Origin of the sequence: Croceitalea sp. MTPC6 (genome assembly GCF_036985525.1) — a bacterium.
GTDB lineage: Bacteria > Bacteroidota > Bacteroidia > Flavobacteriales > Flavobacteriaceae > Croceitalea.
Genome location: NZ_BTGR01000008.1, coordinates 132170 through 158878 on the forward strand (window position 1 = coordinate 132170; position 26709 = coordinate 158878).

At 36.5% G+C, this 26709-nt stretch carries 28 protein-coding genes; 26 read left to right on the forward strand and 2 right to left on the reverse strand.

All coding sequences use genetic code 11. The features are described from left to right. The first annotated feature begins 3 nt into the window (after positions 1 to 3). From AACP56_RS14410 to AACP56_RS14480, 15 genes are all read left to right on the forward strand, one after another. A complete protein-coding gene (locus AACP56_RS14410; RefSeq protein WP_339337453.1) occupies positions 4 to 1533 on the forward strand; it encodes an outer membrane protein assembly factor BamB family protein in 1530 nt (509 codons plus the stop codon). Further along, positions 1534 to 2445, forward strand: coding sequence for a glycerophosphodiester phosphodiesterase family protein (locus AACP56_RS14415; protein WP_339337452.1), 912 nt, complete (start codon positions 1534 to 1536; stop codon positions 2443 to 2445). A gap of 103 nt (positions 2446 to 2548) precedes the next feature. Next, positions 2549 to 3853 carry an MFS transporter gene (locus tag AACP56_RS14420; protein WP_339337451.1) on the forward strand — a complete coding sequence of 435 codons (1305 nt, stop codon included), beginning with the start codon at positions 2549 to 2551 and terminating at the stop codon, positions 3851 to 3853. Next, a complete protein-coding gene (gene galK / locus AACP56_RS14425; RefSeq protein ID WP_339337450.1) occupies positions 3838 to 5034 on the forward strand; it encodes a galactokinase in 1197 nt (398 codons plus the stop codon). The genes AACP56_RS14420 and galK overlap by 16 nt, the downstream gene beginning before the upstream one ends. After that, the gene (gene galE / locus AACP56_RS14430; RefSeq protein ID WP_339337449.1) at positions 5027 to 6049 is read left to right on the forward strand and encodes a UDP-glucose 4-epimerase GalE; all 1023 of its coding nucleotides are present in this window, start codon (positions 5027 to 5029) and stop codon (positions 6047 to 6049) included. Before galK ends, galE begins: the two co-directional genes overlap by 8 nt. Positions 6050 to 6060: 11 nt before the next feature. After that, a complete protein-coding gene (locus AACP56_RS14435; protein WP_339337448.1) occupies positions 6061 to 7059 on the forward strand; it encodes a LacI family DNA-binding transcriptional regulator in 999 nt (332 codons plus the stop codon). Next, positions 7056 to 8087, forward strand: coding sequence for a UDP-glucose--hexose-1-phosphate uridylyltransferase (locus AACP56_RS14440; RefSeq protein WP_339337447.1), 1032 nt, complete (start codon positions 7056 to 7058; stop codon positions 8085 to 8087). Before AACP56_RS14435 ends, AACP56_RS14440 begins: the two co-directional genes overlap by 4 nt. Before the next feature lie 52 nt (positions 8088 to 8139). Next, the gene (locus AACP56_RS14445; RefSeq protein WP_339337446.1) at positions 8140 to 8967 is read left to right on the forward strand and encodes an RteC domain-containing protein; all 828 of its coding nucleotides are present in this window, start codon (positions 8140 to 8142) and stop codon (positions 8965 to 8967) included. Positions 8968 to 8974: 7 nt separating this feature from the next. Continuing rightward, complete coding sequence (locus AACP56_RS14450) at positions 8975 to 9685, forward strand: DUF2490 domain-containing protein (RefSeq protein WP_339337445.1); 711 nt, start codon at positions 8975 to 8977, stop codon at positions 9683 to 9685. Positions 9686 to 9958: 273 nt separating this feature from the next. Beyond that, a complete protein-coding gene (locus AACP56_RS14455) occupies positions 9959 to 10237 on the forward strand; it encodes a helix-turn-helix domain-containing protein (RefSeq protein ID WP_339337444.1) in 279 nt (92 codons plus the stop codon). Between the two features lie 8 nt (positions 10238 to 10245). Next, a complete protein-coding gene (locus AACP56_RS14460) occupies positions 10246 to 10776 on the forward strand; it encodes a hypothetical protein (RefSeq protein ID WP_339337443.1) in 531 nt (176 codons plus the stop codon). Further along, on the forward strand, positions 10773 to 11435 hold the full coding sequence (locus tag AACP56_RS14465) for an ATPase (RefSeq protein ID WP_339337442.1): 663 nt from the start codon (positions 10773 to 10775) through the stop codon (positions 11433 to 11435). Before AACP56_RS14460 ends, AACP56_RS14465 begins: the two co-directional genes overlap by 4 nt. Before the next feature lie 38 nt (positions 11436 to 11473). After that, complete coding sequence (locus AACP56_RS14470; protein ID WP_339337441.1) at positions 11474 to 12241, forward strand: HNH endonuclease signature motif containing protein; 768 nt, start codon at positions 11474 to 11476, stop codon at positions 12239 to 12241. Positions 12242 to 12365: 124 nt separating this feature from the next. After that, positions 12366 to 13958 carry a hypothetical protein gene (locus AACP56_RS14475; protein WP_339337440.1) on the forward strand — a complete coding sequence of 531 codons (1593 nt, stop codon included), beginning with the start codon at positions 12366 to 12368 and terminating at the stop codon, positions 13956 to 13958. Further along, positions 13942 to 15657 carry a hypothetical protein gene (locus tag AACP56_RS14480; RefSeq protein WP_339337439.1) on the forward strand — a complete coding sequence of 572 codons (1716 nt, stop codon included), beginning with the start codon at positions 13942 to 13944 and terminating at the stop codon, positions 15655 to 15657. The genes AACP56_RS14475 and AACP56_RS14480 overlap by 17 nt, the downstream gene beginning before the upstream one ends. A gap of 44 nt (positions 15658 to 15701) precedes the next feature. Here AACP56_RS14480 and AACP56_RS14485 read toward each other — a convergent pair whose 3' ends face one another. Next, positions 15702 to 16295 (reverse strand): N-acetylmuramoyl-L-alanine amidase family protein, encoded by a 594-nt coding sequence (locus AACP56_RS14485; RefSeq protein WP_339337438.1) that lies wholly within the window; start codon positions 16293 to 16295, stop codon positions 15702 to 15704. 219 nt (positions 16296 to 16514) lie between these two features. Here AACP56_RS14485 and AACP56_RS14490 point away from each other — a divergent pair, with 219 nt between their 5' ends. The 8 genes from AACP56_RS14490 to AACP56_RS14525 are packed head-to-tail and all read left to right on the forward strand — an operon-like array spanning position 16515 to position 23271. Beyond that, the gene (locus AACP56_RS14490) at positions 16515 to 16802 is read left to right on the forward strand and encodes a hypothetical protein (protein ID WP_097047315.1); all 288 of its coding nucleotides are present in this window, start codon (positions 16515 to 16517) and stop codon (positions 16800 to 16802) included. Position 16803: 1 nt separating this feature from the next. After that, a complete protein-coding gene (locus AACP56_RS14495) occupies positions 16804 to 17088 on the forward strand; it encodes a hypothetical protein (protein ID WP_339337437.1) in 285 nt (94 codons plus the stop codon). Between the two features lie 23 nt (positions 17089 to 17111). After that, the gene (locus tag AACP56_RS14500) at positions 17112 to 19511 is read left to right on the forward strand and encodes a TraG family conjugative transposon ATPase (protein ID WP_339337436.1); all 2400 of its coding nucleotides are present in this window, start codon (positions 17112 to 17114) and stop codon (positions 19509 to 19511) included. A gap of 10 nt (positions 19512 to 19521) precedes the next feature. Continuing rightward, complete coding sequence (locus tag AACP56_RS14505; protein ID WP_339337435.1) at positions 19522 to 20103, forward strand: conjugal transfer protein; 582 nt, start codon at positions 19522 to 19524, stop codon at positions 20101 to 20103. Next, entirely contained in the window at positions 20103 to 20942 is an 840-nt protein-coding gene (locus tag AACP56_RS14510; protein ID WP_339337434.1) for a hypothetical protein, read from the forward strand. The genes AACP56_RS14505 and AACP56_RS14510 overlap by 1 nt, the downstream gene beginning before the upstream one ends. 4 nt (positions 20943 to 20946) lie before the next feature. Next, a complete protein-coding gene (locus AACP56_RS14515) occupies positions 20947 to 21573 on the forward strand; it encodes a conjugal transfer protein TraK (RefSeq protein WP_339337433.1) in 627 nt (208 codons plus the stop codon). Beyond that, positions 21554 to 22483, forward strand: a complete 930-nt coding sequence (traM, locus tag AACP56_RS14520) for a conjugative transposon protein TraM (protein WP_339337432.1) — start codon at positions 21554 to 21556, stop codon at positions 22481 to 22483. Before AACP56_RS14515 ends, traM begins: the two co-directional genes overlap by 20 nt. Then, entirely contained in the window at positions 22480 to 23271 is a 792-nt protein-coding gene (locus AACP56_RS14525) for a DUF4138 domain-containing protein (protein ID WP_339337431.1), read from the forward strand. The genes traM and AACP56_RS14525 overlap by 4 nt, the downstream gene beginning before the upstream one ends. Here the strand turns inward: AACP56_RS14525 and AACP56_RS14530 are convergent. Further along, positions 23261 to 24475, reverse strand: coding sequence for a site-specific integrase (locus AACP56_RS14530; RefSeq protein WP_339337430.1), 1215 nt, complete (start codon positions 24473 to 24475; stop codon positions 23261 to 23263). The two genes, AACP56_RS14525 and AACP56_RS14530, sit on opposite strands and share 11 nt — an antisense overlap. A gap of 663 nt (positions 24476 to 25138) precedes the next feature. Here AACP56_RS14530 and AACP56_RS14535 point away from each other — a divergent pair. From AACP56_RS14535 to AACP56_RS14545, 3 genes are read left to right on the forward strand one after another with little or no spacing between them, the layout of a single operon-like run. Continuing rightward, a complete protein-coding gene (locus AACP56_RS14535) occupies positions 25139 to 25789 on the forward strand; it encodes a DUF3471 domain-containing protein (RefSeq protein ID WP_339337429.1) in 651 nt (216 codons plus the stop codon). A gap of 22 nt (positions 25790 to 25811) precedes the next feature. Further along, positions 25812 to 26174, forward strand: a complete 363-nt coding sequence (locus AACP56_RS14540; protein ID WP_339337428.1) for a hypothetical protein — start codon at positions 25812 to 25814, stop codon at positions 26172 to 26174. A 7-nt stretch (positions 26175 to 26181) separates the two neighbouring features. Beyond that, positions 26182 to 26706: an RNA polymerase sigma factor gene (locus AACP56_RS14545; RefSeq protein WP_339337427.1), complete on the forward strand. Its 525-nt coding sequence runs from the start codon at positions 26182 to 26184 to the stop codon at positions 26704 to 26706. The last annotated feature ends 3 nt before the right edge of the window (positions 26707 to 26709 follow it).

Consider the following 26709-nt stretch of genomic DNA (forward strand, 5'->3'; position numbering starts at 1 on the left):
GAAATGAAAAAAATACTAATATCAAAAACAATACTTGCAATACTATTGCTAGTTTCTTTTGCGTCTTGTGAGGATGACGAGACTCTTGGCACTCCAGCGCAAACAATAAAACCAGTGGCTGATTTTGAAGTAATTGCTAATAGGCTTAGAGCTGGAGAAAGAATAGAATTTAAAGATAATTCATCTGATCAGGATGGCTTTTTGACTTCATGGACGTGGGATTTCGGAAATGGTGATAGTTCAACTGAACAATCGCCAACTTACTTTTATCCAGAGGGAGGTGATTTCACAGTTAGTTTAACAGTAACTGATAATACTGGAAGCGCCAGTAAAACATCAAGTCAAAGAGTTGTTATCGAAGAGTCTGTTTTTGGAGACCCACCAACAGAGCTTTGGAACTTTACCTTGTCAGGTAGCTTAGATCGCTCATCTCCGGCCGTTAGCGATGATGGAACCGTTTTTATAGGCTTTAATCAAGAGAATAGGGATGACCAAGGGCCAGATTTTATTGCAATTAAAGACGGAGCACAAATTTGGGATCAAGTATTTATAGAAGGCTCTCAAGAAAGATCAGATCAGATTAGATCGTCTCCGTCTATTACCTCTGATGGCTCAGTGTATACAGCAAGTTATTTTAGTAGGACAGTATTCAAATTAAATCCCACCAATGGTAATATAGATGCGGAAATTAATCTTGATACTAGAATACGTAATTCCTGTCCAGTATTTTCATCAGACGAATCTACATTATATGTAGGCGGTCATAGTAGGGGTCCAAGAGGATTTCATTCTACGAATTCATCCTTGACCGTAAGTAATTGGATTTTTCAAGAAGATCAGGATTTTAATGCTACACCTGCTGTCGGCTCAGATGGTACTATTTACATAGCATCCACCAATGATTTTATCTATGCGGTCAATCCCGATGGTTCTGAAAAATGGAATGCGATGTACGGGTCATGGACGGCCACTGCTATCGCTCTTGGTGAGGATGGAACGGTTTACCTTGCAGCAGAAGACGGTTTTGAAGGTGTTTTTATAGCCTTTAACCCAGATAGTGGTACCGAAAAATGGCGGAAAGTATTCACTCCGGGCCCTGATGAAGAGGCAGGTACGACTTTCAAAATAAATCATGGAGGTCCGGCAATCGCTCCAGATGGGACAATTTATATCGGAGGCCATGAACAAAGATTGATAGCTTATGATCCTGATGGAACAGAAAAATGGTCTTTTGAGGCAAACGGTCCTATTGAAACAGTACCGGCTATAGATAATGAAGGCAATATTTATTTCGGAGATACAGCAGGTTTCTTTCATAGCATAAGTCCCGAAGGGGAGAAAATACGTCAATCTGTTCAGCTCGGTGATGAAATTTTGGCATCAGCTGCGATTGGTTCTGATGGTACAATTTATGTAGCTGCCAATGATGGTGATTTTGGAGTGGTATATGCTCTACAGACTGATGCAACGGGTTTAGCTGATGGAGGATGGCCAATGTATGCAAAAGACCCTAAACATACTGCGCGCAGATAAATGAATGTTATTAAGAACATATTAAAACTGACCCAACTTTTTCTATTGTTGGTTGGGTCGGTTATGTTATTATCATGTGTTAATAAGAATGGGGAACGGAAAAACGAGACGGCTATTGACAATGCCATAACAGCCAATAATGCCATCACTGAGATTGCTCAAAGAGCAAAAGAGGGGATATTGATTTGTGCCCATAGATCTTTTCATAGGGATGCACCTGAAAATTCGATAGAGTCAATCAAAAGAGCCATTGGTGAGGGAATAGATATGGTTGAATTGGATGTGCGCACCACGAAGGACAGTGTATTGGTACTCATGCATGATGACAGTATTGATAGAACTACCACAGGAAGTGGCAAGGTGAGCCAATATACATTTAAGGAACTTCAACAATTCAATTTAAAAAGTGGGGATTCAATATCAAATGAAAAGATACCGACATTGAAGGATGCTCTAGACATACTAAAGGAGAGTAGGTGTATTGCCAATTTGGACTTAAAAGCAGTGGATTATGAAAAGTTACATAAAGTGTTGCAATCAAAAAATATGCAGCATAAAGTAATCTCTTTTATTGGTAAAAAGGAAAAAGTCATGGAAATGGTGGAGATTGATTCATTGTATGCCATACTACCACTATCGAAATCTGAGGAAGATGTGCTGTTCTATGCTGAAAACACAACGTCAATATTACAACATTTTACAGAAGAGAGTTTTACAAGGGAATTGATGGAATTGGCAAAGAAGAACAATCAGTTAGTATTCATAAACACACTTTGGGATGAAGATGAAGACTTTAGGGAAGGGAATGTAGCCTCGATGGATAGCATTATTGCTTTTCGTCCAGCTATAATACAAACTGATTACCCAAAAATGCTATTGGGTTATTTACGTCAAAAAAAGCTTCATAGGTAAGTTTAGTTTTATATGCAGTTAGTTTGAGTTAGCTATGTAAAAGCGCAGCATCGCTGCGCTTTTCTTTAACTCTTCCCTATTGTTTTAAGAAATTGTAAATTTTATGTTAGGTTATTTTAAAAAATCCAATCCCATATCTGTTATTGGGAAAGAGGTTGAACAGCAGAAACGGTACAAAAGACTTAAATGGCAGGTATTTATATCTGCAACCATAGGTTATGGTCTTTACTATGTTTGTCGTTTGAGTCTCAACGTAGTTAAAAAACCAATCGTTGATAGCGGTTTTTTAAGTGAATCACAGCTCGGTATTGTAGGATCGGCACTGTTTTTTAGCTATGCTATTGGAAAATTTACCAACGGTTTTTTAGCTGATTACAGTAATATAAGGCGATTCATGTCATTTGGATTATTGGTATCCGCTTTAGCTAATATGGTGATGGGCTTTACCAATGCCTTCCTTTTTTTTGCTATTTGTTGGGGTGTTAATGGTTGGGTTCAGTCCATGGGAGCACCCTCTAGTGTGGTATCGCTTTCCAGATGGTATAAAGATAAAGAGCGAGGTAGCTTTTATGGTTTTTGGAGCACCAGTCACAATATAGGAGAAGCCATTACCTACATATTGACTGCTGTGGTAGCCTCTTATTTTGGCTGGCGATGGGGATTTCGGGTTGCAGCATTCGTTGGAATGCTTGGAGCCTTACTTATTTTTATTTTCTTTCATGACAGCCCTGAAAGCAAGGGACTGCCACCTGTAAATCATAAAGCCAGCTCCAATAAAACGACTACATGGCAAGAACAAAAACTGGCATTACAAAATCCTTTTATCTGGTTACTAGCACTATCCAGTGCCTTCATGTACATTTCTAGGTATGCCGTGAACAGTTGGGGCCCCTATTATTTTGAAACAGCAAAAGGATATAGCCTTACTGAAGCGAACTCACTGGTTGCAATTAGTGCAGTTTGCGGAATATTCGGAACAGCTTCTTCGGGGTTTATTTCTGATAAATTTTTTAGAGGCCATAGAAATATGCCTGCATTTATTTATGGATTGATGAATGTTGCCGGTATTTCACTATTCCTTTTGGGACCAAAAGGAGTCTGGTGGTTGGATGCTCTGAGTATGGTGATTTTTGGTTTGGCCATTGGTGCACTTATCTGCTATCTGGGAGGGTTGATGGCCGTTGACATAGCATCAAAGAAAGCCTCAGGTGCAGCTCTGGGAATGGTAGGCATCATGAGTTATGCTGCAGCTGGGATACAGGATATTGCTAGTGGTTTTCTCATTGAAGGCAACAAAACAGTAGTTGGGGGAGAGACTATTTATGACTTTACTCCAATTACCTTCTTTTGGATTGGTGCAGCAGTGCTATCGGTATTTCTTGCCTTACTGACATGGAAAAAAACATAGATTATTTTTCAAAAAACCGAAGCACTTCCAAAATGAACGAACACTTGCTGGCTCTTAAAGAAAAGCTGTTAAATCACGCAAAAAGTGACGCTATATATGCCTATGCTCCTGGCCGAATCAACTTGATAGGTGAGCACACCGATTATAACGGCGGCTATGTTTTTCCTGCAGCAATAAATCGTGGGATTATGGTAGCTGCTTCCAAGAACGGGACTAATCTGGTAAAGGTAATGTCCCTTGACCTGGATAGATATTTTGAGTTTAACCTGAACAGCATCAGTACGGTCAAGTATGATGGGTGGCAAAATTATGTTGGTGGTGTTGTTTCCCAATTGGTGAAATTAGGATATAGTTTTGGTGGGGTTAATTTGTGCATCATTGGAAACATACCTATTGGTTCTGGTCTTTCTTCCTCAGCTGCTTTGGAGAACAGTATTTTGGTTGCTCTCAACAAGCTTTTTGCGCTTGGGTTATCAAAGCATGAAATGGTATCTATTTCTCAAAAAGCTGAACACGATTATGTGGGGGTCAAATGTGGTATCATGGATCAATATGCTTCTATGTTCGGAAAAGCTAACCAGGCATTTCTGCTCCAATCCTCCACCCTCGAAAGTACATATCTCACTATTGATTTTGAAGAGTATGAGTTGGTATTGATCAATTCCCATGTAAATCATTCATTGGGCGATTCTGAATATAATGCCAGAAGAAAAACCTGTGAGAGCGTTGCTTCAAAACTTGGAGTTAGTTACATCAGTGAACTGAGATCATCCGTATGGCGGGCAAGAAAATCAGAGTTGACCAAAAATGAATATCAAAAGGCAAACTTTGTTATCGAAGAGAATAAAAGGGTTCTTGAGGCCTATAAAGCTTTGCTGGAAAACAATCTAAAGACCTTTGGGAAGCTGATGTATGACAGTCATGTTGGGTTGCAATTTGAATATCAGGTAAGCTGTAGGGAATTGGATTTCTTGGTTGAGTTTGCACGTCGCTCTGGAGTGGTGCTTGGTTCTAGAATGATGGGTGCAGGTTTTGGAGGTTGCACCCTGAACCTTATCAATAAGGAATCCAAGGTATTTAAAGATGCTATCTCAAGAGCCTATTTAAAAAAATTCAATAAAAAATTATCCTTCATCCCTGTAAAACTGGATGAAGGCGCTAGAATACTTGACAATGAATAAGAAAATTATAGTAACAGGCGGGTGTGGATTTATAGGTTCACACACTTCAGTAGAACTTCAAAATAATGGCTATGATGTCGTTTTGATAGATGACTTGTCAAATGCCTATGAAGATATGGTTGATAGAGTTTGTACGATTACAGGTATCCGACCAATTTTTGAAAGGGTCGATTTGAAAGAAGAGGAGGAAACGCTGCTTTGTTTTGAAAAACATAAGGATGCCATTGGAGTAATTCATTTTGCAGCGCACAAGGCCGTTGGTGAATCAAAATCTGACCCCATAAAGTACTATGAAAACAACTTCAAAAGTCTTATTCATGTGTTGAAGGGCATGCAATTAAATGGTATTTCCAATATCATTTTTTCGTCTTCCGCAACTGTTTATGGCCTACCTGAAAAACTGCCTATCCGAGAAGATTTGCCTACCCAACGTCCTTTCTCCCCATATGGCAACACAAAAAAAGTGGGAGAAGAAATATTGGAAGATGTAATAAAATGTGGTTGGCTTAGGGCTATCTCACTGCGTTATTTCAATCCGATTGGAGCACATGAATCAGGAAATATTGGTGAATTGCCACAGGGGACTCCAAATAATCTGATGCCTTATATCACTCAAACTGCGATTGGAAAACTTGAGCAATTACAGGTTTTTGGGAATGATTATCCCACAAAAGATGGAACGCCTATCAGGGATTACATCCATGTGGTAGATCTGGCTTTGGCCCATGTCAAAGCATTGGAATATTTGTTAAACAACCAAGATACGAGAGATTTAGAAATATTCAACTTGGGTACTGGAGAAGGCTCTACCGTAATGGAAGTTATCAAAACCTTTGAACGGGTAAGTGGTCAAGAATTAAACTATAAGGTGGTAGAAAGGCGAGAAGGTGACGTTCCCTCACTTTTTGCGGATGGGGACAAAGCATCTAAAATTCTGGGATGGGAAGCAAAGAGAGATCTTGAAAAAATGATTGAGGATTCTTGGAATTGGGAGCAAAAGATTATGGAGAGCTAATTGAAGATGTCATGAATAAAAGAATAACACTTAGAGAATTGGCAAACAATCTAGATTTATCAATTTCTACGGTCTCTAAATCCTTGTCTGGGAGTTCCGAGATAAGTGAGGATACCAAGAGAAAAGTAATTCAATTGGCCACTGATTTAAATTATAGTCCGAACTATCACGCATCAAGGTTAAAAACGGGTAGTTCCATGGCCATAGGAGTTATTCTTCCATCTATTTTAAACCCTTATTACGCCAAACTGCTGTCGGGAATTGAAAAAGTACTTGCCGAGAGCAACTACAAGATGATAACATTGTTTTCGGAGGATTCAAGAAGGAAAGAAGAAGATTGCCTTTACCGAGTGCTTGATGGTTCTGTTGAAGGAATAATCATTTGCATGGCTCGCGAAACTCAACTTTCAGGAAAAATACAACACCTCCAACAATATGGCGCAAAGCGCATACCAAAAGTTTTCGTTGATCGACTTTACGACCTCATAAAAGCTGATCAGGTGGTATCAAATGATATGGAAAGTGCACATGAGGCTTCCAACAGGTTATTGGAAAAGTATAAGTTGAAGAATTTGATTTTTACTTCGCTGATGGGAGATATCGAAATTGAAAGATTACGATTTCAAGGATATGCTTTATCGATGGTTAGGCATGGTCTCGAAAATAAGATTAATGCATTGATGATTTCCAATCTTTCTGAATTCCAAAGGCATTTGACCAGACTTCTCAAAGAACAAGCTGTCGATGGTATTTTTTGTGCCAACGAATCAACGTTAAAATTGGTTCTTGAGATAATGAGAAATCAAGACACTAATGGTTGGGGAACAATTCCGGTTACAGCTTTTTCAGGAAGTGCAGTTAAAAAATTAAGCAATTACCCCTTGTTACATATCATTGACCAGTGCGCAGAGAAAATCGGAAGACAGGCAGCAGGACTATTGCTAAGAAGGGTAGAGTTTGGATATGATAAAAGATTTAAAATCAAAGAAGTAAAAACCAAGATTATATGAACAATGATATAACGAAAAGTCTGAATAAAACACATATAAGAATCAATATTTTGACGGGTTCACAAGTCTTGGTGTCACCACATCGTACCCAAAGACCATGGCAGGGCAAACAGGAAGATTCTCCTAAAGATGTACAGGTAGAATATGATCCGGAGTGTTATTTATGTCCAGGAAACAAAAGAATTGGAGGTGATCAAAACCCTGATTATTCGGAGACCTACACTTTTACGAATGATTTTTCAGCTTTGATTCCCGAAATGGAAGATGTGACATTAGACTCAGGGCCTTTTAAGGCTCGGTCGGAAAAAGGGATTTGCAGAGTGGTCTGTTTTTCTCCAAATCATTCGTTGACCTTGTCTCAAATGCGTATTGACAAAATAGAAAGTGTCATTGAGACATGGAGGTTGGAATTTCGGGATCTTTCAAAATACAAATTCATTAATAACGTACAAATTTTCGAAAATAAAGGGGCAATGATGGGTTGCAGTAATCCGCATCCGCACGGGCAAATTTGGGCACAACAGTCTATTCCTTTGGAAATTCAAATTAAAGGCCAAAACTTTTCGAAATACTGGAAATTGAATAAACACTCAATACTGGAAAACTATTTAAAGGAAGAGCTGAAATTAAAAAGGCGCGTAATTATTAATAACAAGCACTATGTTGTACTTGTACCTTTTTGGGCAGTATGGCCTTTTGAAACAATGATTGTTCCCAAAAGGGCTATGAAGAATATCACTGAAATAAGTGATAGTGAAAGGAAGGCTTTCGCAGAAGCAATAAGTGGGATTACTAAGATCTACGACAAACTATTTAACTGTTCCTTTCCCTATTCCTCTGGCATTCATCAAGCACCAGTTAATGGTAAGAAAAATATGGGTTGGCACTGGCACATGAGTTTTTACCCACCCTTATTGCGGTCTGCAACAGTCAAGAAGTTTATGGTGGGTTATGAAATGTTTGGCATGCCCCAACGCGATATTACCCCAGAACAGGCTGCAGACACCTTGAATAGTTTAAAAGAATAAGATTTAGCAACTGACCAACATATTCATAGTAGCAAATCAAACTAACTAGAGTATGTTTTATGTGAATATTATCAATGAATTCAACGAGAAAATAGAAGAATTAGAAGGGAAGACGACCACTCAGCTAATAAAAGCTGACGAGGGTATAAGAATTTCTTCATGGGCATTGGACGAGTTCAAAGCACATGTGATGAACAATGGATTTGCAACCGTTAAAGATGAAATAATTTTTTTCAAAAGCATTAAATGCCAGCCCATGAAATATCTTATACACTACACTGAGATTCGTTCTTGTGAATTGCGCTTGCCAAAATCAGATGTAAATAGGCAACTGAGCTATCTCACTAAACAGACGAAGAAGGTCAATCAGTTCTTTGGTAGGCATACGGAGTTTTTATTATACATGGAACAGGGATATTCACATTTTGATGAGCATTACTTTACCAGGGAAAATCTGAATAATAACGCTATTGTAAAAAGTTACCCTTATTACAAAGATTCGATATTCAACACTTCGCATGATGAGATTTGGGCTCGGATTAAAGGTCTTGCGATGTACGCCAACTACTTAAAGAAAAAGAAGAACATGCTCACTCACAAATCACAGCAAGTAGGTTTTGACAAACTTAAATGGACGGGCAGTTACGCCTCTTTTGTTGAAATGGTTTATGGTCTCAAGATTATGGGCTATATAAACCAAGGCAATGTGGATATTAAAACAATTATTGAGGTTTTGGGAGAAATACTCAATGTTCCCAGAGGAAACCATTCGCGAACTTATAATGAATTGAAAGCCCGTAAAAATTCAAGAGTTAAATTTTTTGAAGAGGCTGCGGAAAAACTCCGTAAGAAAATGGACGATGAGGATGGTTTAAACTGATTAGTGTATGATGAAAATGTTTATTGATTATACACAAGAATCAGTTGTTTTGGTTATGCTATATTGTTCTTTAATCAATGGCGGTTACAGCGTATTTGGTCAAGAAAATTTTGAAGCATTGATTCAACCTAAAATCGCTATTAATCTAAATTCTGACAAACTCTTTTCTCAAAACTTCTCTTTCTCTCTTCGTTCCTTTGTGTATAAAAATGATTGGAGATATAGAGGTCAACACGTACAAGCCTCCCATTTTTCAACTTTGGCAGTAAGCCCCTATTCCAAACTTAGTGTTGGCATAATGTATCGGAATCTCAATCTTTTCGATGGAAATATTGTAAATGAGATACGAACCACCCAGCAGTACAATTACGCCAAAAGAATCAACAGCGTGAGATTTGGACATCGCATACGTTTCGAGGAGCGCATCCGGCGTCAACGTTTTGCATTCAGAGCGCGATATAGGTTTGCGGCTGATTTTCCCTTACAGGGGCAAAATCTCGACACAGGAGAATTTTATGGTCTATCAAATGTAGAAGCAGTCTCATCTTTTCAGAGAAACAGAACAGGTCAATATGAATCTAGATTGACCCTTGGTGTTGGAAAAGTTTTAAAAGAGAACATCAAAACCCAGATAATGCTTCACTATCGCTTACTCGATGTATTTTCTTCAAGGGAAAATCAATTGTTTTTCCTTTTGGAAACACATATTAAAATTTAAGTGTCAAAAACAGAACTCGGTCAAGACTCTGTTTTGTTATTCTCTCAACTTCTTGTTTCCTTTAGTTGATTTAAATTGGATTCAATCACGTGCAAATACGCCTTATATCCCAACGGATTAACAAGGCGAAAATTTTACCGAACTCTGCTTAGACTCTGTAAGAACAGGAAAAAATCAATTCAAATTTGCCAATGAAAGTCAAATCAGTACAAAGCTGTCTAATACATCTATTTTGATTGAAGGCAGCTTTGTTTTAAAATCATTTCTACAAATATGGCAGCAACAATTATCACCACCGAAGACCTTCGGGAGTTTAAGTTGGAATTACTCGATGACATCAAGCAACTTTTACAAAATCAATCTGGCCATTCTTCGAAAAAATGGCTAAAGTCCCCAGAAGTAAGGGAGCTATTAGGTATATCACCAGGTACGTTACAGAATTTGAGGGTAAACGGTACTTTGCCATACACTAAAATTGGCGGTGTTCTGTACTATGATTACCAAGAGATTATGCAGGTTCTGGAACAAAACAGGATTCACAACAAATTCTAGATTTTGGTTTGCAAGACATCAATTACATCAAGCATCTTAATGGTGTGTTTGAGCAATTTTCTAAAGACGGTCGATTAAACCCGACCCATGTCAGTTTGTATGTGGCCTTGTTTCAAATCTGGAATAACAATTTCTTCAAGGATGAATTTTACATCAATCGGGAAGAAGTCATGAATTTCTCAAAGATTGGCTCTAAATCTACCTACCACCGATGTATCAAAGAATTGAGTCATTGGAAATATTTGCTATATACACCATCACATAATCCGTTTAAAGGTAGTCGAATCAAGATGTTCAATTTTGGGACAAGTACCGAACAAGCTCTGTACCCAAGCCGTACCGAAATCGGGACAAATAATGGACAAGCATTGGTACCTATAAACAAACATATACAAACAATAGAAAACCTTAAAAACTCAAACAAACGGCAAGTTTCAGAAAATTCAAATTCTGAAAAAAATGAAAACCATCTGGCAAGTATCCCATATCAGGACAACCTAAAGACCAGTTCAGATAAAAACTATGATGATCCCTTATGAGCAACCCAAAGCCACATATCATTGTTGAAGGAGCTGTAGAGTATTCGCTGGGTACAATGAGGGGCAATCAAATTCTTTATGATTTTGATAAAATGTTGATTTATCTAGATGCCAAAGGAAAACTGCTCTTTGGAAAAAATTTTAAAATCTATAGGGAAGACAGGGACATTCTTTACAAACTTTGCCTTTACTCAATTCAGGACAGAAAAGCCTGCAAAGAATTTGGGATTGATATTGATAAAGGCATTTTGCTTTCTGGACCTGTAGGTTGTGGTAAGACTTCTTTGATAAAGTTGTTAAAACATCTAGTGCCACATCGAAAGCCCTACGAGGTTGTACCCACTAGAAACATCGTCTTTGGATTTAATCATATCGGTTACAAAACCATTGAAGATTATGGTAACACCCAATTTTTCTGCTTTGATGATTTGGGTGTTGAACCCATTGGCAGGCATTACGGTCAAGACTGTAATGTGATTGGGGAAATCTTGCTTTCTCGTTATGACCTATTCACAGAGAGAAAAATTAAGACCCACGCCACCACCAATCTCAATGCAGCAGAATTGGAAGAACGCTATGGCAGCCGTGTCCGTAGCCGCATGCGACAGCTATTTAATTTGGTGGCTTTTGATAAGGGCAGTAGGGATAAGAGGAAATAGGTAATTTTAATTATTTTGCGTTTTCAACGTATTGAAATTTGAGTAAAAAGAAAAAGAGGATACCGATTCCGCAAAAAACTAAAGTCAGAGCAGAACTTCAAAAAGAGATAGATTCAGTTTGTCCCTTTTGTACCAATGATGATGTTGGTCATTTTCAAATTCACCATATAGACGTAGATCCTTCAAATAACGAATTCCATAATCTATTATTAGTATGCCCGACCTGTCATTCTAAAATATCGAAGGAGGAAATTCCCAAACAAGAGGTTATAGATAAAAAACTATACTTGAAAAATAAAGAGTGCTTAGTTCAATTTATATCAGTTTCCGTAGATGAAAAGAATTGTGGATGGAATCCAATTAAAAATTCAAAAAATGCCTTTGAAGCCTTAAGATTTCAATCTTTATTTCCAATATTTATTTTTAGTTTAATAAATAACTCTACTAAAACTTTATTGCTAACCAGTATTAGAGTTAGAAGAAAAAACCTTCCTATCGGTTTATCTGGACCAAACCTTCCTTTACCTAATATTTTGAGGCCTTCCATAACATATAAAATAAAATTGCCTTTGGATGAAGGAACAGAGGAGACAGTTCTACAAGATGAAATAGAAATTCCACAGACTCGTGCTTTCAAATTTAAGATAGAGCTCTATTCAGATTCAATGGAATCCTTTAAACCGCAATGCAAATACGCTCTTTTCTTTGAGTTTGGCTTCAATCACGATTTTTATGCCAAAATTCCAATGATTCTTTTAAACAGTTCGGAATACTATGAAAAACTGAGACTCTATGGAATGGCATAAATTATAGGATAACGTATTCGATTAATTTCATAAATTCTTATATTTAAGTTTATTAAACCGGACATAGATTTTACCAAAGCTGATGGGTTTTCATCGGCTTTTTTTGTTTTAAAATAGTTCTGAAATGTCAAAGGAGTTTTTAAAAAGATTACGAGAGGATCCAGAGTATTTTGAGTTTTGGCAAGACTTAAGAGAGTATTCTAAAGACCTTGATATACCAGACAATTCAGAGTTTGTCGAAACTCTGCCAGCACTCTTCAAGAAGATAGAAAATGATGGAGCCGGATACTATATCTATGAAGGACTGAATAAGTACGCACAGAAAAAACCCAGTGAAGGAGTCAAGCTATTCAAGCTAATTGAAAAGAAGAGCACCAAAGAAACTTTAACATTCAGTGCCTCAATTCTCAGCGGTCTCTCAAAGTCAAAAACAAGTTTTGATTACAAGAAGAAAATATTAGAATTTCTCGGCAGTAAAGATGCGAACAAAATTTCCGCAGGAGTAGATGCCGCTTACAGAAGTATTATTGCTGACAAAGAGGAGGAAAAGAAGTTTTTAAATGAGGTTCACAATAAATTACAAAAGGTCTTGGATGATGAGCCAAAGGATTGTTTAGGAATAATTACCAGGTTCTACAACAAGAATTTGAATAACATTAGCGGTGCAAAAGAAGTTGTTCTAAGGCTTTTGGAACTTAAAAATGTCGTAGTCCAAAGTGAAGTGGCAAGGTCTCTAAATGAAGAATTTAAACCCGATGAGGACATAGAGTTTTTTAGAAAATGTTTAAGTCATTTGACTTACGTTGATGTTAAATACAAAGGAGTATATAATACAATACGCTTTCGATTAAAAGATATAACCAAATCTAATCCACAACTAATCCTAGACTTTTTAAATGAATGGGTTCTCAACAACAAAAGGAAACTAAAGGGTATAACCGTTTTAGAGGGAATTACCCAGGAACTTTATTTTGAACATCCCGAGGCTATAAAAAATATGTTTCTTGATTGGTTGAACTCTGAAAATCATTTATTCAAGTTTGCTTTGCCATTTGTGATAAGTAACCTAAGCTCCAATATAGATGCTGTAGGCCTACCGAAAGAATCACTAAAAAAGCTATCCGAAAAAGATTCACTCTATGTCGTTTATATGATAGTTGGACATATTTTAGACAGAAAATATGCTTCCGAAATGCTTTACTCAATTCTCGAAGTCAACCATAAAAGTGAAAGAATAAGAAACCATATTGCTTCACTGTTTGCCAAGTATCTAATTATAAATTATTACTCCGTTACTGAGATTCTAAAGAAAAAAAGAGATTCGGCAAACAAAACGATTAAATCGGTTATAGACCAAATAATTGAATCTTCTGAAAACTATTACAAACAATTTTCTGAATTGCAGATGATAAATGAATTTGAGGCCTCAGACAAACGGATGCAATACTTTTTAAAGCAACAGAATATTCAGATACAAAAATTGATGGATGATTCAGAAAAAAAGAGAGACTCATTTTTAAGTATGCTAACCAATATAAATCTAAGAGCGGGCAAGTCTTTCTTTTCGAAATATAGAGGTGAGTATACCCAAGAATCAGAAATGCAGAATTTCAGGAGCAGTTTTGAAGTCGCCCGGGTACAATCCATTGATGAAATCGGGCAAGAAAAACTAAGGTTAATGTGGCAAAATAGAACAAGAGATGAATTTTCTGACTAGCGAATATTTAGCCTTATTAAAGGAAGATGGTGAACTGGACACCTTGCTCTTAGATATTCTGAACAGTAAGGGTATAATCCCAATTACAAAACCTCAAAAGGGTCGACAGTACGGTGTAGATATTGCTGCAGTTGGCAAAGACAAAGATGATGTTGAAAAGCTATTCCTCATTACTGTTAAGCAGGGAAATATTTCAAGGTCAGTTTGGGACTCTGGAAAAAATAGTGTTAGGCAATCCTTAAATGAGATAAGGGAGGCCTATATAAATATTTCTCTTACTGCCCGTCAAAAAAAACTGCCAAAAATAATCATTATAGCCACTAATGGTATCCTTGAACAAACTATCCAAACTAGTTGGGCGCAATACACGGAAAAATATAAAGAAACGGGTTTAGATTTTGATTTTTGGGGAATAGACGACATCTCAAAAATGGTTTCTGAAAACTTACTTTCTGAAAGGCTTTTTAATTCAGAGATGCGTTCGCTTCTCAAAAAGACATTGGCTTTTCTTGAATTAAAAGATTATGATTTAAACCATTTCAATAAACTAGTTGATTTAATTTTTGACAAACCAATAAAAACGAAAAAGCCGCTGTTAAAAAGGTTAAAACTTCTTCAAATTTGTCTGGATATTGTTTTTAAATGGGCGGAAGACAATGGATATATTAAATCGGCTATTAAAGCAGCTGACAAGGCCATTTTGAAGTCCTATGAATGGCTTAACCATCAGAATCATTTTAAAAAAAGATATGTTTATTTAGAGTTCTATAATATTCATTTACTAAGACGTAAAATTGGAATAGCATATTACAACAAAGTAAACGACCACTACTTTGTTGAGCATAGCTTACAAAGATATTCCCGTAATCAAATCGAATATGGTTTGACGGTCTGGGAAGAAATAGGGTTGCTCGCGAATATTGGCTTGACGGAAATTAGACATTATCAATATCATTTTGACCCTAAAAACCCTAAAAGTGCGGCTATTTATGAAGAGTCAGCTTTGACAATATCTGACGCGCTTGTTTCCCTGATAAATACAAATCCAACCTCTCATTATCCTCTTTATGATGACCATCTGATAGATATTGAACCAGCGATGCGGTTTCTGTATTTGACAGGAAAAAAAGATGAATGTTCTAAATGGTTAAGGACGCTGATTATCGGCATCCATGATGCCAAAGTACTCAAAGGTTTTTTTCCATTATTCAAAACTCACTACGAGAACTTGGTCGATTTTTATTTAGGGAATAAAAAGCAGGATGAAAAATCTTCAATGTTACTTACGCTGCTTGCAGATTGGTCTGCTATTTTAAATAGTGATAAGGCATATCAAGACCTTAAGAATATTACAAAACTTTTTGAAGATAAATTGAATCTCCAAATTTGGTTTCCAAAATCGGAAACTGAAAATTTTTATTTGGATAATGGTTATAGTCGGAAATCCGGAAAGGTCAAACACTCAATTACTCTATATGAGTCGTTGAATGACTATCGGAAAGAAGTAATCGAGGAAATTGAACTATTTTCATCAGAAAAAGACTTTATTTCAATCAAAATAGGATATGACTATATCTTCACAATAACCAGTTTTTATCATAGAGAATTACCCTTTCCTTTCTTCTGGAGAAGATTTTTGCAGGTAGGTGAAAATATGTACCCAGAATCTTCTGAAAGAAGTGCCAAAAATCTCGATTGAAATTTAGATTGTTGTCAACATCAAAACCATTTACAATCTAGCATCTATCTAGCATCTATGTAATTCATAACCCCCATCAAAACAGCCAACGCCATGGCTCTGATATTTTTAGATTTCAAAAAATAATCAGCTTCATCAGTATTAGTCATAAATCCCATTTCTAAAAGTACAGCAGGACAATATGAAATGGTCTCCCTTAGCATCTGAAAATTGGCAAACTTTACACCCCGTTTTTCAAAACCTAGCTTTTGGGTGCTTTCATTCAGAATAGAAGTACTAAGAGTTATAGACTTTTTATTTTTTGAATGATGTACATAAACTTCCATACCTCTAGAAATGTTATGAGAAGCATTACAGTGTAACGACACCAATACATCCGCTTTTACACGTTTAACCAATTGACTTCTGTCTGATAGAGAAATGAGCGTATCATTATATCGAGTCAAATAGACATCCAATTCGTTATCAAAAAAAGATTTGTTCAGCTTCAAAATAGCTTTGGCAACCTTTAGAACAACATCCTTTTCATAAGTACCATTTACACCGACGGCACCCGAATCAATTCCACCATGACCAGGGTCTATGACCACGACTTTTTTCTGACCAAAAACCAAACATATTTTCAGCAGTAAAATCATAAAACTGACGTTTTTGAGTACGGAGCGATTCAAAAATTTTGAGGTTATCAACATAGGAGCTTCAATTTTTCATACAAATTGATGTCAATTCATAGCATTGAAAATCAATCGGATATAAATAATATTTTATTCACAAAACACTGATAATCAGTATTTTGATATTCAATATAGTGTATTTTTCAAACAACGAAATCCAACAAATTTTAAAACAATTTCGACATGAAAAAATCACTATTCCTGACCGCTTTTTTATTGCTTATTTCCAATACCATTTTTGCCCAGATTGGGGGCATTGAAGATTCCGTTAACGATGTTTCCGATACCATAAGAGCCATCTTTCCCATTATTCTGGGGGTCATCTTCCTAATAGGTTTCTTATTCAATGCAGGACACTTTTTTGGTGAGAATGCAGACCTCAAAAAAGGAATTACCCGTGTATTGGTCTTTGTACTTATCGCGGGTGCAGTAGTGGGCATATTTACTTATCTCATAGGCATCGTAGTATAGCATGAAACGCTACGAAATCTATAAGGATATTCGAAAGCGAGCAGTGATAATGGGTTTGCCTATTTCATTGTTCGCTTTGATGATGACATCCGTCATCGGCTCGTTGCTGTTTGTCATCTTTTCCTTCAGCTTTTTGGTCATCATATCGGTATTCATTTTTAACGGAGGTCTCTATGTGGTATTGACCCAACTGACCAAACACCCAACCCTATTGCATTTTAAAAAAGTATTCCCAACCACCATCAGTAACAAACGAGAAAGTCAACTCCAATATGAAGGCCCATAATGGGCTTTTAAAAGATAAACTATATGAATAGAATAAACCTATCCGCATATCATCCTATCCTGAGCATAGAAAAGCATATCGTTTTTGCCAGTAATGGCAATGTAGTATTGTGTTATAAAGTAGACTTGCCAGAAATCTATTCTCTGGCCTCAACCGATTTTGAGGACATACACGGCTCTTGGTTTCAGGCATTCAAATCCCTGCCAACAAGTACAGTCATCCATAAGCAGGATATCTACAAAAAAAGCCCATACGAGGCAGATAATCTCCCAAACAAAAGCTTTTTAGAAAAGGCAACCTACCGATATTTTAAAGGAAGGGAATGCCTAATCCATCAATCCTATTTGTACTTCACGCTGCCTTTGGATAAAGCATTGAACGCTTCCAAGTTTACCAACCCTTTCCGAAAGATTGAAAAGGGTATTCATAAACAGCTGGACCATAATGTCCAAGAGTTTATTGCTTCGGTAAACGATGCGGTTTCTTTTATCAATAACAGCCGTAAGGTGTCCCTAAGACAATTAAATGAGAACGAAATTTTAGAGCTTACGAGTGCCTACTTCAATGGGTTTAATGAGGGTTTTGATACGGATATTCAATTGAAAAAATCAGCAATTGAAATTGGGGAGAACCATTTTGACGTTTTGGCTGTAAATAGCGAACTCTGTTTCGGTGATGTGGTACAAAGCAGTAAAACCAATGACAGGTTTACTTCGGACGATTTTGTATTCCATCAGGGTTTTATTGATGGATTGGGATTGAATCTGAATGAAAACCATATCATCAACCAAATCATTTACCTCGATGATAAACACAAATGGAGAAAATTACTGGATAAAAAAATTGAAGAACTCAGTAAGAGTTCCAAATTCGGAACACAGAACAAAGTCATTCAGAAGAAAATTGAGGCCATTGTTGCTAAAATTAATGAAGACGATAGTTCTAGAATTATACGTGGGCATCTCAACATTGCTTTCTGGTGTCCGGAAGCCGGACAGCTAAAAAATATTGCTTCCAAGATTAAGACCGAATTCAAGGAGCTGGACATTGTGCCATACTATCCAAAAGGCGAAGAACGAAAGCACTACTTTCTCAATTCCTATTGTTGTTTTAGTTCCAATTTCTCCAATGAAGATTTATACGTAACTGATTTAAAACATGCACTTTGTTTATATATCAATAACAGCAATTATAAATCAGATGGGCAGGGTATCATTTTCAATGAAAGGCAATTTAATATTCCAGTTTTAAAGGATGTATGGGACGAGCAAAAGAACCGTATCAAAGCCAGAAACTTTGCCATTTTCGCTCCAACAGGAGAAGGTAAATCCTTTTTGGCCAATAATATACTTCGACAGTATTTCGAGCAGCAAGTCCGATTGGTCATTATCGATTTGGGAGGTTCTTATTCCAAATTTGCCAAACTCTATCCCAATGACCATATCATCTTACGATATGAGCAGGGAAAAAATTTGGGCATCAATCCCTTTTACATCTCCAATGAAGCAGATTTGACCCCTGAACGACTGGAAGACCTTGCCATTTTCCTATTGGAACTATTGGCAGAAGGCAAACAGGTTTCAAAAGCCAAAGAAGTAGCTATTAAAAAGGTATTACTGCATTACTACAAGCATATCCGAATAAATCATTCGCTGGCTTCTTTGTATCAGTTTATAGATGATAAAAAGGATTCGCTCATTGAAGAACTCAAAATACATGAAGAGCATTTTAGTGTATACAACTTCCTGCATATCCTTTCTGAATATGTAGATGAGGGGTTGTATAGCTTCCTATTCAATGTGAGTGAAGACCAGACCTATAAGATTGAGGATAAGCGAATGATTGTCTTTGAACTGGATGAAGTGAAGGACAATAAGGAAATCCTTTCCGTAATGCTGAAGCTCATCAAGTCTGCCATCCAGCGTACTATCTGGCGTAATCGTTCCGAAAGAGGGATTATCCTATTTGATGAGTTTGCCAAACAACTGAAGTTTGACAATGTTTTAGAAAGCGTGGAATTCTACTATCAGGCTATCCGAAAACAGAATGGAGCTATTGGTATTATTCTACAATCCATCAATCAATTGCCTAACAATTCCACATCGGCAAGTATTCTGGAGAATACTCAGGTCATTTACAGCCTTCGGAACGAAAAAGGATACGAAGAACTTCAAAAGCGATTGAACCTGTCAAGCCACGATTTGAACCAATTAAAATCCATTCGCAACAACCTTACAGGAGATAGAAAGTACACGGAGATGTTCATCAAGATTGGAAAAGAGAGCAACATCTTTCGTCTCGAAGTGCCCAAAGAAGTGTATGCTACTTACCTCACAGATGGAAAAGAAAGTGAGGCCATAATGAAACTATACGAACAGCATCAATCGATGGAAAAAGCCATCAACATATTTATTAATTCCTAAAACGAAAATCATGAAGAACAAAATCAAAATTCTAGTATTATCACTAACTATAGCCATTTTATCATCTGGCCACATTGTGGCCCAAGGGATGCCAGTGTATGACAATACCAATTTTATCAGCTTTACCAAATCTCTGATAGAATCGGCAAAACAGACCTCACAATTACTAAAAACGGTACAGTTTCTAAAGACCCAAAAAGAGAACATAGAAAAGGTCAATAATGTCATCAGGCAGCTAAAGGCGGTTCGGGAAATGGCAAGAAACAACCAACGCTTGTTCAACATTGTACAGGACGATTTACGAGAGATTCTAAATTCACCCTATATCAAACCTGATGAAGTGAACCGTGTTTCAGAATCCTTCAATTCCATTATTGAAAACTCTCTATATGGATTGGAATATATCGACCAGATATTATCCAGTAATACCCTTAAAATGACAGATGCAGAACGTGCTGAAGTCCTGAAGGACATGGAACTAAAATCCAAAGAAATGGTGGCTGAGATTGAAGCCAAGACCAAACGCTATCGTGAGATTATTGCCTTTCGTGAAATGCAGGATAAAATCAATAACAGGGAAACCAATTACTAATGGCAGGTATCTTTTTGGGCATAGGATTGGAATATGTTGATGCGGTTTTCACCACCATCAAAAACAGTGACTTTTCGCAGTATACCATTACTGGAATGAAGACACTGGCCATTCTGTTCTTTCTTATCAATATCCTTAAAAAGTACAACGAAGGCGTTGCCAACAACGAAGGTTACACCTGGGGGCTGACCCCTGCGGAACTGGCAAAGAATTTTGCAGTGGTTATCCTGGTCATTTTCTCAACACAGGTATTGGCTGTTTTTGATACCATTCTGGTGGCCATAGAGGCCCAATACCGAGACACGGCTCCTGCGCTCCTCCCGTTACAGATGCAAGACATCGATTTGGAACAGGATGTGGGCGCATTGGAAGCCGCCAAAAAGGCAATGGCAATGTTATATGAAGCTCTGGTAACACCGCTTTATGGTTTAAAGATGTTGGCTTTTATCATCGGGGTATTTCTATGGCTATTGGATTTGTTTATCTACCCTTTATTTCTTGCAGAACGCTTCTTCCTTTTAGGTATCATGCAAGCCTTTTTCCCTTTGGTGATTAGTCTTGCTGTATTTGAAAAGTTCCGTTCATTGGCTTACAACTTCTTTAAGCTCTATGCAGGAGTTTATATGTTGGTGCCTGCTTTTTTTCTGGTCAATGTATTTGTAAACAACCTATATACAGAAATCAATTCTAACTTTTGGAACACCCTTTTTGGAACGGATTGGGGGAGTACATTTTTTGCGCCATTGCTTCAATTTGGCTCCATCGGATTTATTGTTTTTCTCAAATTCAAACTCTATCGCAGGGCAACATCATTTGTCTTAAAACTTTTTTCTTCCTAATGTTATGAAAACACCCTATCAAAATATTTACAACGTACTCCGCCTGAACCGATTCATTGTTTTGGTAGTCGTTATTGGAGCAGTTTTGACCTGTACCATCTCAGTAATTATGGTCATAAAACTTCACAAAGAATCCGTAAATAATGCCTTTGTGGTCAATTCGGACGGAAGTGTTATTCCTCTTAAAATGGTACAGCAATATGAAAATTTAGAAGTAGAAGTGCTATCACATTTAGAACAATTCCACACCTATTTCTACCACATCGATGCAAGCAATTATGAAAAGAACCTAGAGAAAGCTTTATGGTTAGGAAATAGTTCTGTGGATGCATTGTACAGACAGAAAAAAGCTGATGGCGTTTACAACCGATTATTGCAATACTCCTTAGTGCAAAAGGTATTGAAAATTGAATCGAAAATCGATATCCAACAAGAACCCTATCAATTTGAAACTACTGTCATTTTTGAAATCAATCGCGGGTCGATAATCGACATTTATGAATTGACCACATCTGGGAATATTATCCATGTGGATAGAAACTTTCCCAACAATACCCACGGATTATTGATAACCAACTTTTTTGAAAACAAACTTAAAAAGCTAGAAGACTATGAAAATAGAGAAGAATAAAATCGTGTTTGCAGCTATCATTTTATGTGTAGTACTGTTTATTGGCTCCTATGCTGTGATAACATTGGGAGATGAAGAAGAACCAACGATTGAAAACAATCAGATTCCAGTTCCAGAATTGGGTGATGAACAAAAGGAATACGATTCCAAATTGGAAGCTCTGGACGACCTAAAAGAAGTAAGACAAACCAATGCTCCCAGCATTTATGATGAACGTCTGTTAGATTCTACTGGAGTCTATGACCCCGATTTATTGGATAAAGAAAAGATGCGGATTGTTGATAGCATCTATAATGAAGGTCGTATCAGTTATTCCGATAGAAGTTTTAGAAAGCCTAAAGTCAAAATTGAATCAAAGACACTTAAGAAAGATTCTATTTCTAAGATAGATATAGAAGAAGAGCGTATTGTCCCTAAAGAATTAGGATTGGAACATCAACTGTTTTTTGCTTCAAATCCGTTGGAAAATCAAAATCTCATTACTCAAAATACAGATGCTTTCATATATGTGAGAGTAGATGGTACACAAACGGTTCGAAACAATTATCGTTTGCAAATGCGTTTGTCCAAAGATGCTCTTATCAATGGTAGTACCGTCTTAAGAAATACACCTATTTATGGTTTCGTAAGTTTTAAACCCAATCGCACCATAATAGAGATTGAAAACATTAATCACAAACCTGTTAAACTGAATGCTTTTGACCTTCAGGACGGAAGTGAGGGCATCTATATTGAAAATAGCTTTAGAGCTGAAGCTAGACAGGAAGTAGTAGGAGATATTGTAGATGATATCAACATCGTTGGAGTACCACAAGTAAGCGGAGTTAAAAGGATATTCCAAAGAAACAATCGTACGATAAAAGTCACCTTAACCGATAATTACCAACTCATTTTGAAACCTATACTATGAAAGCTATAATCATCATAATCCCAATTACACTATTTACAAACCTTGTGGTTGCCCAACAAACACTGGATACTATTTACGCCAACGATAAAAAGAATGTTGCTCTGTTTTTTCCAGAACCCATTCGCCAAGGAATTACAGGAACATCCAATTTTGTATTCACCTACAATAGAGAGAAGGAACAATATTTTGGTTTGCTGCAAGCTACTCCTGGAACTGAGAGTAACTTACTAACCGTAACCAAAAATGGCCAGGTCTATTCCTATATTTTGAAGTATAAAGAACAGTTGCCGAAACTGAACTACTTCATTTCATTAAAAGAAAGTATTGGCTATGAGAGACCTCTGGTTTTAAAGCAAAAGCCAATTTCTCAGCCTCATAGCAGGATAGACTATTTTAAAAAGTTCAGTAACCATTTATTGAAATCAAATTCAGGCCATATCGCAACCAAGAGAAAAAAAGGAATCAAATTACAATTGCAAAAGATGGTTTATAATGCCTCTGAAGTTTACCTGGTATTAGAAATCAAAAACAAGTCTGAAATCGATTTTGAGGTGGATTATTTAAACATCTTTAGGATGAACGGTAACAAAAAGCGTAAAGCCTCTTATCAAAAACTATTAATTCAAGTTGATTACGAGCACGAAATGCCTAAGAGTATCAAAGTGGGGGAATCACATCGGCTTGTATATGTGCTGCCCAAGTTTGTGTTGGGGGATGATGAAAGGTTTATGATTGAATTGCAAGAGATAAAGGGAAGTAGAAAAGTAAATTTACTGGCTAAAAGTTAACTACACTGTCCAAAGCGGAATCTGCTTCTTTATGAATAAAATTAGCTTGATAATTTATAGTTGTCTTTAGGTCGCTATGTCTGTAAAGCTTTTGTAACATTAATGGATGAATTCTATCACCGGCAATATTACCGAACGAATGACGTGCAATATGCATAGTTACTTTTTTGCGTATTCCAGCTTTTTTTGTAATTGATTTTAAGTTGTCATTAAACTTTTTGGTAGCAGTTTTCACCTTATTAAAAACATCCTTTGGGTTTTTGAGGTCAGCTTTTTTCATCTCTGGGAAAATGAAATCATCATCCAGTATTTTATCTGCGATGTAATTTTCCAAAAGCTTAAGAACCTTATCTGGAATTTTTAGGGAAAGAAGCTTAGCATTTTTACCCATACGATAATGAAGGCGGCCATCATATATTTGAGACCATCGAGTAAATAAAACATCTGAAACGCGCATTCCTGCAAAATAGAAACTGTAAAGCCAAATATTTAGGGTGTGTCTTTCAAGGGATGTTAAGTTCTGTAATGATTCTAGGGCTTGAATTTCGTTTTCGTTTAGTCCAATTTTTATAGTCTCCGGAAACTTGATTTTAAATTTTCCAGCTCCAAATGGGTAAAGTTCATTACTAACTACTTTGTCTTTAATTGCCCGGTTATACAATAATCGAATTAATACCATAACATTCATCGTTGATGTCTCAGAAAGGGAATAGTTACCACGAAGTGAGGTTTTTAATTTTTTAAGAAATCTTTCGTCAATTTCTTGAAATGAAAGAGATCTTGACTTAGAAAACTTTTGAACAAAACCAATCCATGCAGAATCGACAGAATATCTATTCATCTTTCCTTCAGCTTTTAAGGTTTCAAGATGCTCTTCTGCATAATCAAAAAGAGTGAGGCTTGAATTTGGTTTATAAATTTCACTCTTTATTTGTCTTGCGGAAGCATCTTTGTTTTCTGTTTGAAGTGAGATTAACCCTTTTTTGGCTTCGGAAAGTTTTGAAGCAATTAAGTTGTTCAGGTCCTGTGAGTTGGGGTTGGTTTTTCTGACCTCACGGTTTTTGGAATCCCAATCCTCTAGTTCAACATATTGGCCAATCTGCTTAAATGAGGATCGTCTATTTTTTGTAATCCTAATGGCAAGAGGGTAAAGGCCTTGGGAATTTGGCTTCTTACGTAGAACTATTTTTGCGCTTGCTGACATAAACCTGATTTTTGAGAAAGTCAAATCAGGTACAACATTTTAGCGAAAATGTACTCTAAAGGTACATAATCTCTAATATTTTTGGGTACAACATAGGTACAACAAATGTTGATTTTAACTGATATTAGATGACTTTAAATAAAATGATAAAACACATAATTCATTGAAAATGAGTTAATTTGTATTTTATTGAGGCAATATACGCTAGACTTAGGATCTAGTGCCGCGAGGTGTGAGAGTTCGAGTCTCTCCGCCCGCACTTTTTCAACTGTAAATTTACAGTCATAAAACCTCTCAGAAATGAGAGGTTTTTTTGTTTGGGTACAACATAGGTACAACATTTCTACTTTTTTTGAATCAATATCAAGATTTGATTCCTTTGACCTCTTCTGATATCAATCTAAATTTAATTTCCTCTCTCATCATAGTATTTGAATACTGTTTTTATAATAATGGAATATGCCTTTAAAGGACTTTCTATGAATTAAAATTTTAATTCTGTAACCTTTTTGAGTTAATCTGTATCCTATAGGTAGTAACAACCTAAATTTTACAGAAATGACATTTAAACTACGAACAGTATTAGCAACATTAACTTTAGTTATAACTTATAACCTTGATGCACAAAGCAATACAGAAACAGAATTTTTCAAAACACTCAAAATGGCAGATAGCTTACTATTTGATGTTGGCTTTAATGAATGTAATCTTCAGCAAGTTGCACAATTAGTAGGTGATGATATTGAATTCTATCACGACAAAGATGGGATTACAAAATCAAAAACAAAGTTTCTTGCCTCCATAAAGGATAATTTATGCAGTTCTGGAAAAAACATGCTAAAGCGCGTTTTGGATGAAAGTAGCTTAGAAGTTTTTCCTTTGTATAAAGACGGTAAGTTATATGGAGCCATACAAAATGGAGTTCATAATTTTGCACAAACAAAAGCTTCTTTTTCTCATGTATGGCTAATTAAAAAAGGTCAATGGAAACTCTCAAGAGTATTAAGCTATAATCATCATCAGGAACAGGATACTTCAAAAGATAATCGAATTACCCTATCTACTAACGAATTAAAACAATACATTGGTGATTATGAGTTTTCACCAGAATTTGTGTTAACCGTAAGTCTTAAAGATGGAGACCTTTATGGTGGTGCGGAAGGTCAGGATGTAAAAATCCATTGCTACGATAAACACAAATTCATAGATGATGAACAGACCAGCGACTTAACCTTCTTGATGGATGATAATGGTACCGTTTCAGGATTGTATATGAAGGGCTCTGGTATGGAAATGACCGCAAAAAAAAGATAGAATAACCTTAATAATAACTTCTATGATTGAATCTATAGTATTCTGCATAATAACTGTTTCAATAATTGCCGCTATATTCTTTGCGTGGCTCTTTTACCAAAAAGCAAGAGACAAAGAACGAATGTATCTTATTGAAAAAGGAGAAAAGTTTGCCGATGTTTTTAAAGCGCAAAAAGAGCACGGTATAAAATTTATTTTTCCTTGGCTGCAGCTCGCCATTGTGACAAGTAGTTTGAGTATTGCTTTTGTGATTATAGCTTTTCTTATTCAATATTTAGATAATGACGAAGAACTTTTCAAAGGATTTTTGATAACGGCAATCATAGGGTTTTTCTTGAGTATTTCACTATTTATTTTGAACGCGATATTCAAAAAGAAGCGTTAGTACGCTTATGGATGATGTCTATATAGATAGAGTGCTCTCTGGAGACGTAGAAGCGTTTTCGTATTTCATTAAAACGTATAAAAATATGGCGTTCAATATATCATGTTCTATTGTCAAAGACGAACAATATGCAGAGGAGATTGCCCAAGATGCCTTTATGAAAGCGTTCAACGGACTCAAAAAGTTCAATAGAACGGCTTCTTTTAAATCTTGGTTTTACAGGATAGTGGTGAATGAATCTTTTTTGCGACTGCGGACTTTGAAAAAAGAATCTTCGGTGGTTTCTATTGAGGACCAAAGCGACGCCATTCTGGAAGAGCAAATGGAAGATGTGCCAGAAATCAACACCAAAAAAATAAATGAGGTATTGGCACTTTTAAATCCAAAAGAGTCTCTTGCAATAGAACTTTTCTATTTACAAGAACTAAGTATTAACGATATGGAAACGATAACAGGTTGGTCAAAAGCCAATACGAAAGTCATTTTACATAGAGCAAGAAAAAACATACGTCACATCTGGAAAAAACAATAAGGT

What these genes read in the sequence shown, in the direction of transcription:
- AACP56_RS14410 (WP_339337453.1), top strand. Translation starts at nt 4, where the DNA reads ATGAAAAAAATACTAATATCAAAAACAATACTTGCAATACTATTGCTA.
- AACP56_RS14415 (WP_339337452.1), top strand. Translation starts at nt 1,534, where the DNA reads ATGAATGTTATTAAGAACATATTAAAACTGACCCAACTTTTTCTATTG.
- AACP56_RS14420 (WP_339337451.1), top strand. Translation starts at nt 2,549, where the DNA reads ATGTTAGGTTATTTTAAAAAATCCAATCCCATATCTGTTATTGGGAAA.
- galK (WP_339337450.1), top strand. Translation starts at nt 3,838, where the DNA reads ATGGAAAAAAACATAGATTATTTTTCAAAAAACCGAAGCACTTCCAAA.
- galE (WP_339337449.1), top strand. Translation starts at nt 5,027, where the DNA reads ATGAATAAGAAAATTATAGTAACAGGCGGGTGTGGATTTATAGGTTCA.
- AACP56_RS14435 (WP_339337448.1), top strand. Translation starts at nt 6,061, where the DNA reads ATGAATAAAAGAATAACACTTAGAGAATTGGCAAACAATCTAGATTTA.
- AACP56_RS14440 (WP_339337447.1), top strand. Translation starts at nt 7,056, where the DNA reads ATGAACAATGATATAACGAAAAGTCTGAATAAAACACATATAAGAATC.
- AACP56_RS14445 (WP_339337446.1), top strand. Translation starts at nt 8,140, where the DNA reads ATGTTTTATGTGAATATTATCAATGAATTCAACGAGAAAATAGAAGAA.
- AACP56_RS14450 (WP_339337445.1), top strand. Translation starts at nt 8,975, where the DNA reads ATGATGAAAATGTTTATTGATTATACACAAGAATCAGTTGTTTTGGTT.
- AACP56_RS14455 (WP_339337444.1), top strand. Translation starts at nt 9,959, where the DNA reads ATGGCAGCAACAATTATCACCACCGAAGACCTTCGGGAGTTTAAGTTG.
- AACP56_RS14465 (WP_339337442.1), top strand. Translation starts at nt 10,773, where the DNA reads ATGAGCAACCCAAAGCCACATATCATTGTTGAAGGAGCTGTAGAGTAT.
- AACP56_RS14475 (WP_339337440.1), top strand. Translation starts at nt 12,366, where the DNA reads ATGTCAAAGGAGTTTTTAAAAAGATTACGAGAGGATCCAGAGTATTTT.
- AACP56_RS14480 (WP_339337439.1), top strand. Translation starts at nt 13,942, where the DNA reads ATGAATTTTCTGACTAGCGAATATTTAGCCTTATTAAAGGAAGATGGT.
- AACP56_RS14485 (WP_339337438.1), bottom strand. Translation starts at nt 16,295, where the DNA reads ATGATTTTACTGCTGAAAATATGTTTGGTTTTTGGTCAGAAAAAAGTC.
- AACP56_RS14490 (WP_097047315.1), top strand. Translation starts at nt 16,515, where the DNA reads ATGAAAAAATCACTATTCCTGACCGCTTTTTTATTGCTTATTTCCAAT.
- AACP56_RS14495 (WP_339337437.1), top strand. Translation starts at nt 16,804, where the DNA reads ATGAAACGCTACGAAATCTATAAGGATATTCGAAAGCGAGCAGTGATA.
- AACP56_RS14500 (WP_339337436.1), top strand. Translation starts at nt 17,112, where the DNA reads ATGAATAGAATAAACCTATCCGCATATCATCCTATCCTGAGCATAGAA.
- AACP56_RS14505 (WP_339337435.1), top strand. Translation starts at nt 19,522, where the DNA reads ATGAAGAACAAAATCAAAATTCTAGTATTATCACTAACTATAGCCATT.
- AACP56_RS14510 (WP_339337434.1), top strand. Translation starts at nt 20,103, where the DNA reads ATGGCAGGTATCTTTTTGGGCATAGGATTGGAATATGTTGATGCGGTT.
- AACP56_RS14515 (WP_339337433.1), top strand. Translation starts at nt 20,947, where the DNA reads ATGAAAACACCCTATCAAAATATTTACAACGTACTCCGCCTGAACCGA.
- traM (WP_339337432.1), top strand. Translation starts at nt 21,554, where the DNA reads ATGAAAATAGAGAAGAATAAAATCGTGTTTGCAGCTATCATTTTATGT.
- AACP56_RS14525 (WP_339337431.1), top strand. Translation starts at nt 22,480, where the DNA reads ATGAAAGCTATAATCATCATAATCCCAATTACACTATTTACAAACCTT.
- AACP56_RS14530 (WP_339337430.1), bottom strand. Translation starts at nt 24,475, where the DNA reads ATGTCAGCAAGCGCAAAAATAGTTCTACGTAAGAAGCCAAATTCCCAA.
- AACP56_RS14535 (WP_339337429.1), top strand. Translation starts at nt 25,139, where the DNA reads ATGGCAGATAGCTTACTATTTGATGTTGGCTTTAATGAATGTAATCTT.
- AACP56_RS14540 (WP_339337428.1), top strand. Translation starts at nt 25,812, where the DNA reads ATGATTGAATCTATAGTATTCTGCATAATAACTGTTTCAATAATTGCC.
- AACP56_RS14545 (WP_339337427.1), top strand. Translation starts at nt 26,182, where the DNA reads ATGGATGATGTCTATATAGATAGAGTGCTCTCTGGAGACGTAGAAGCG.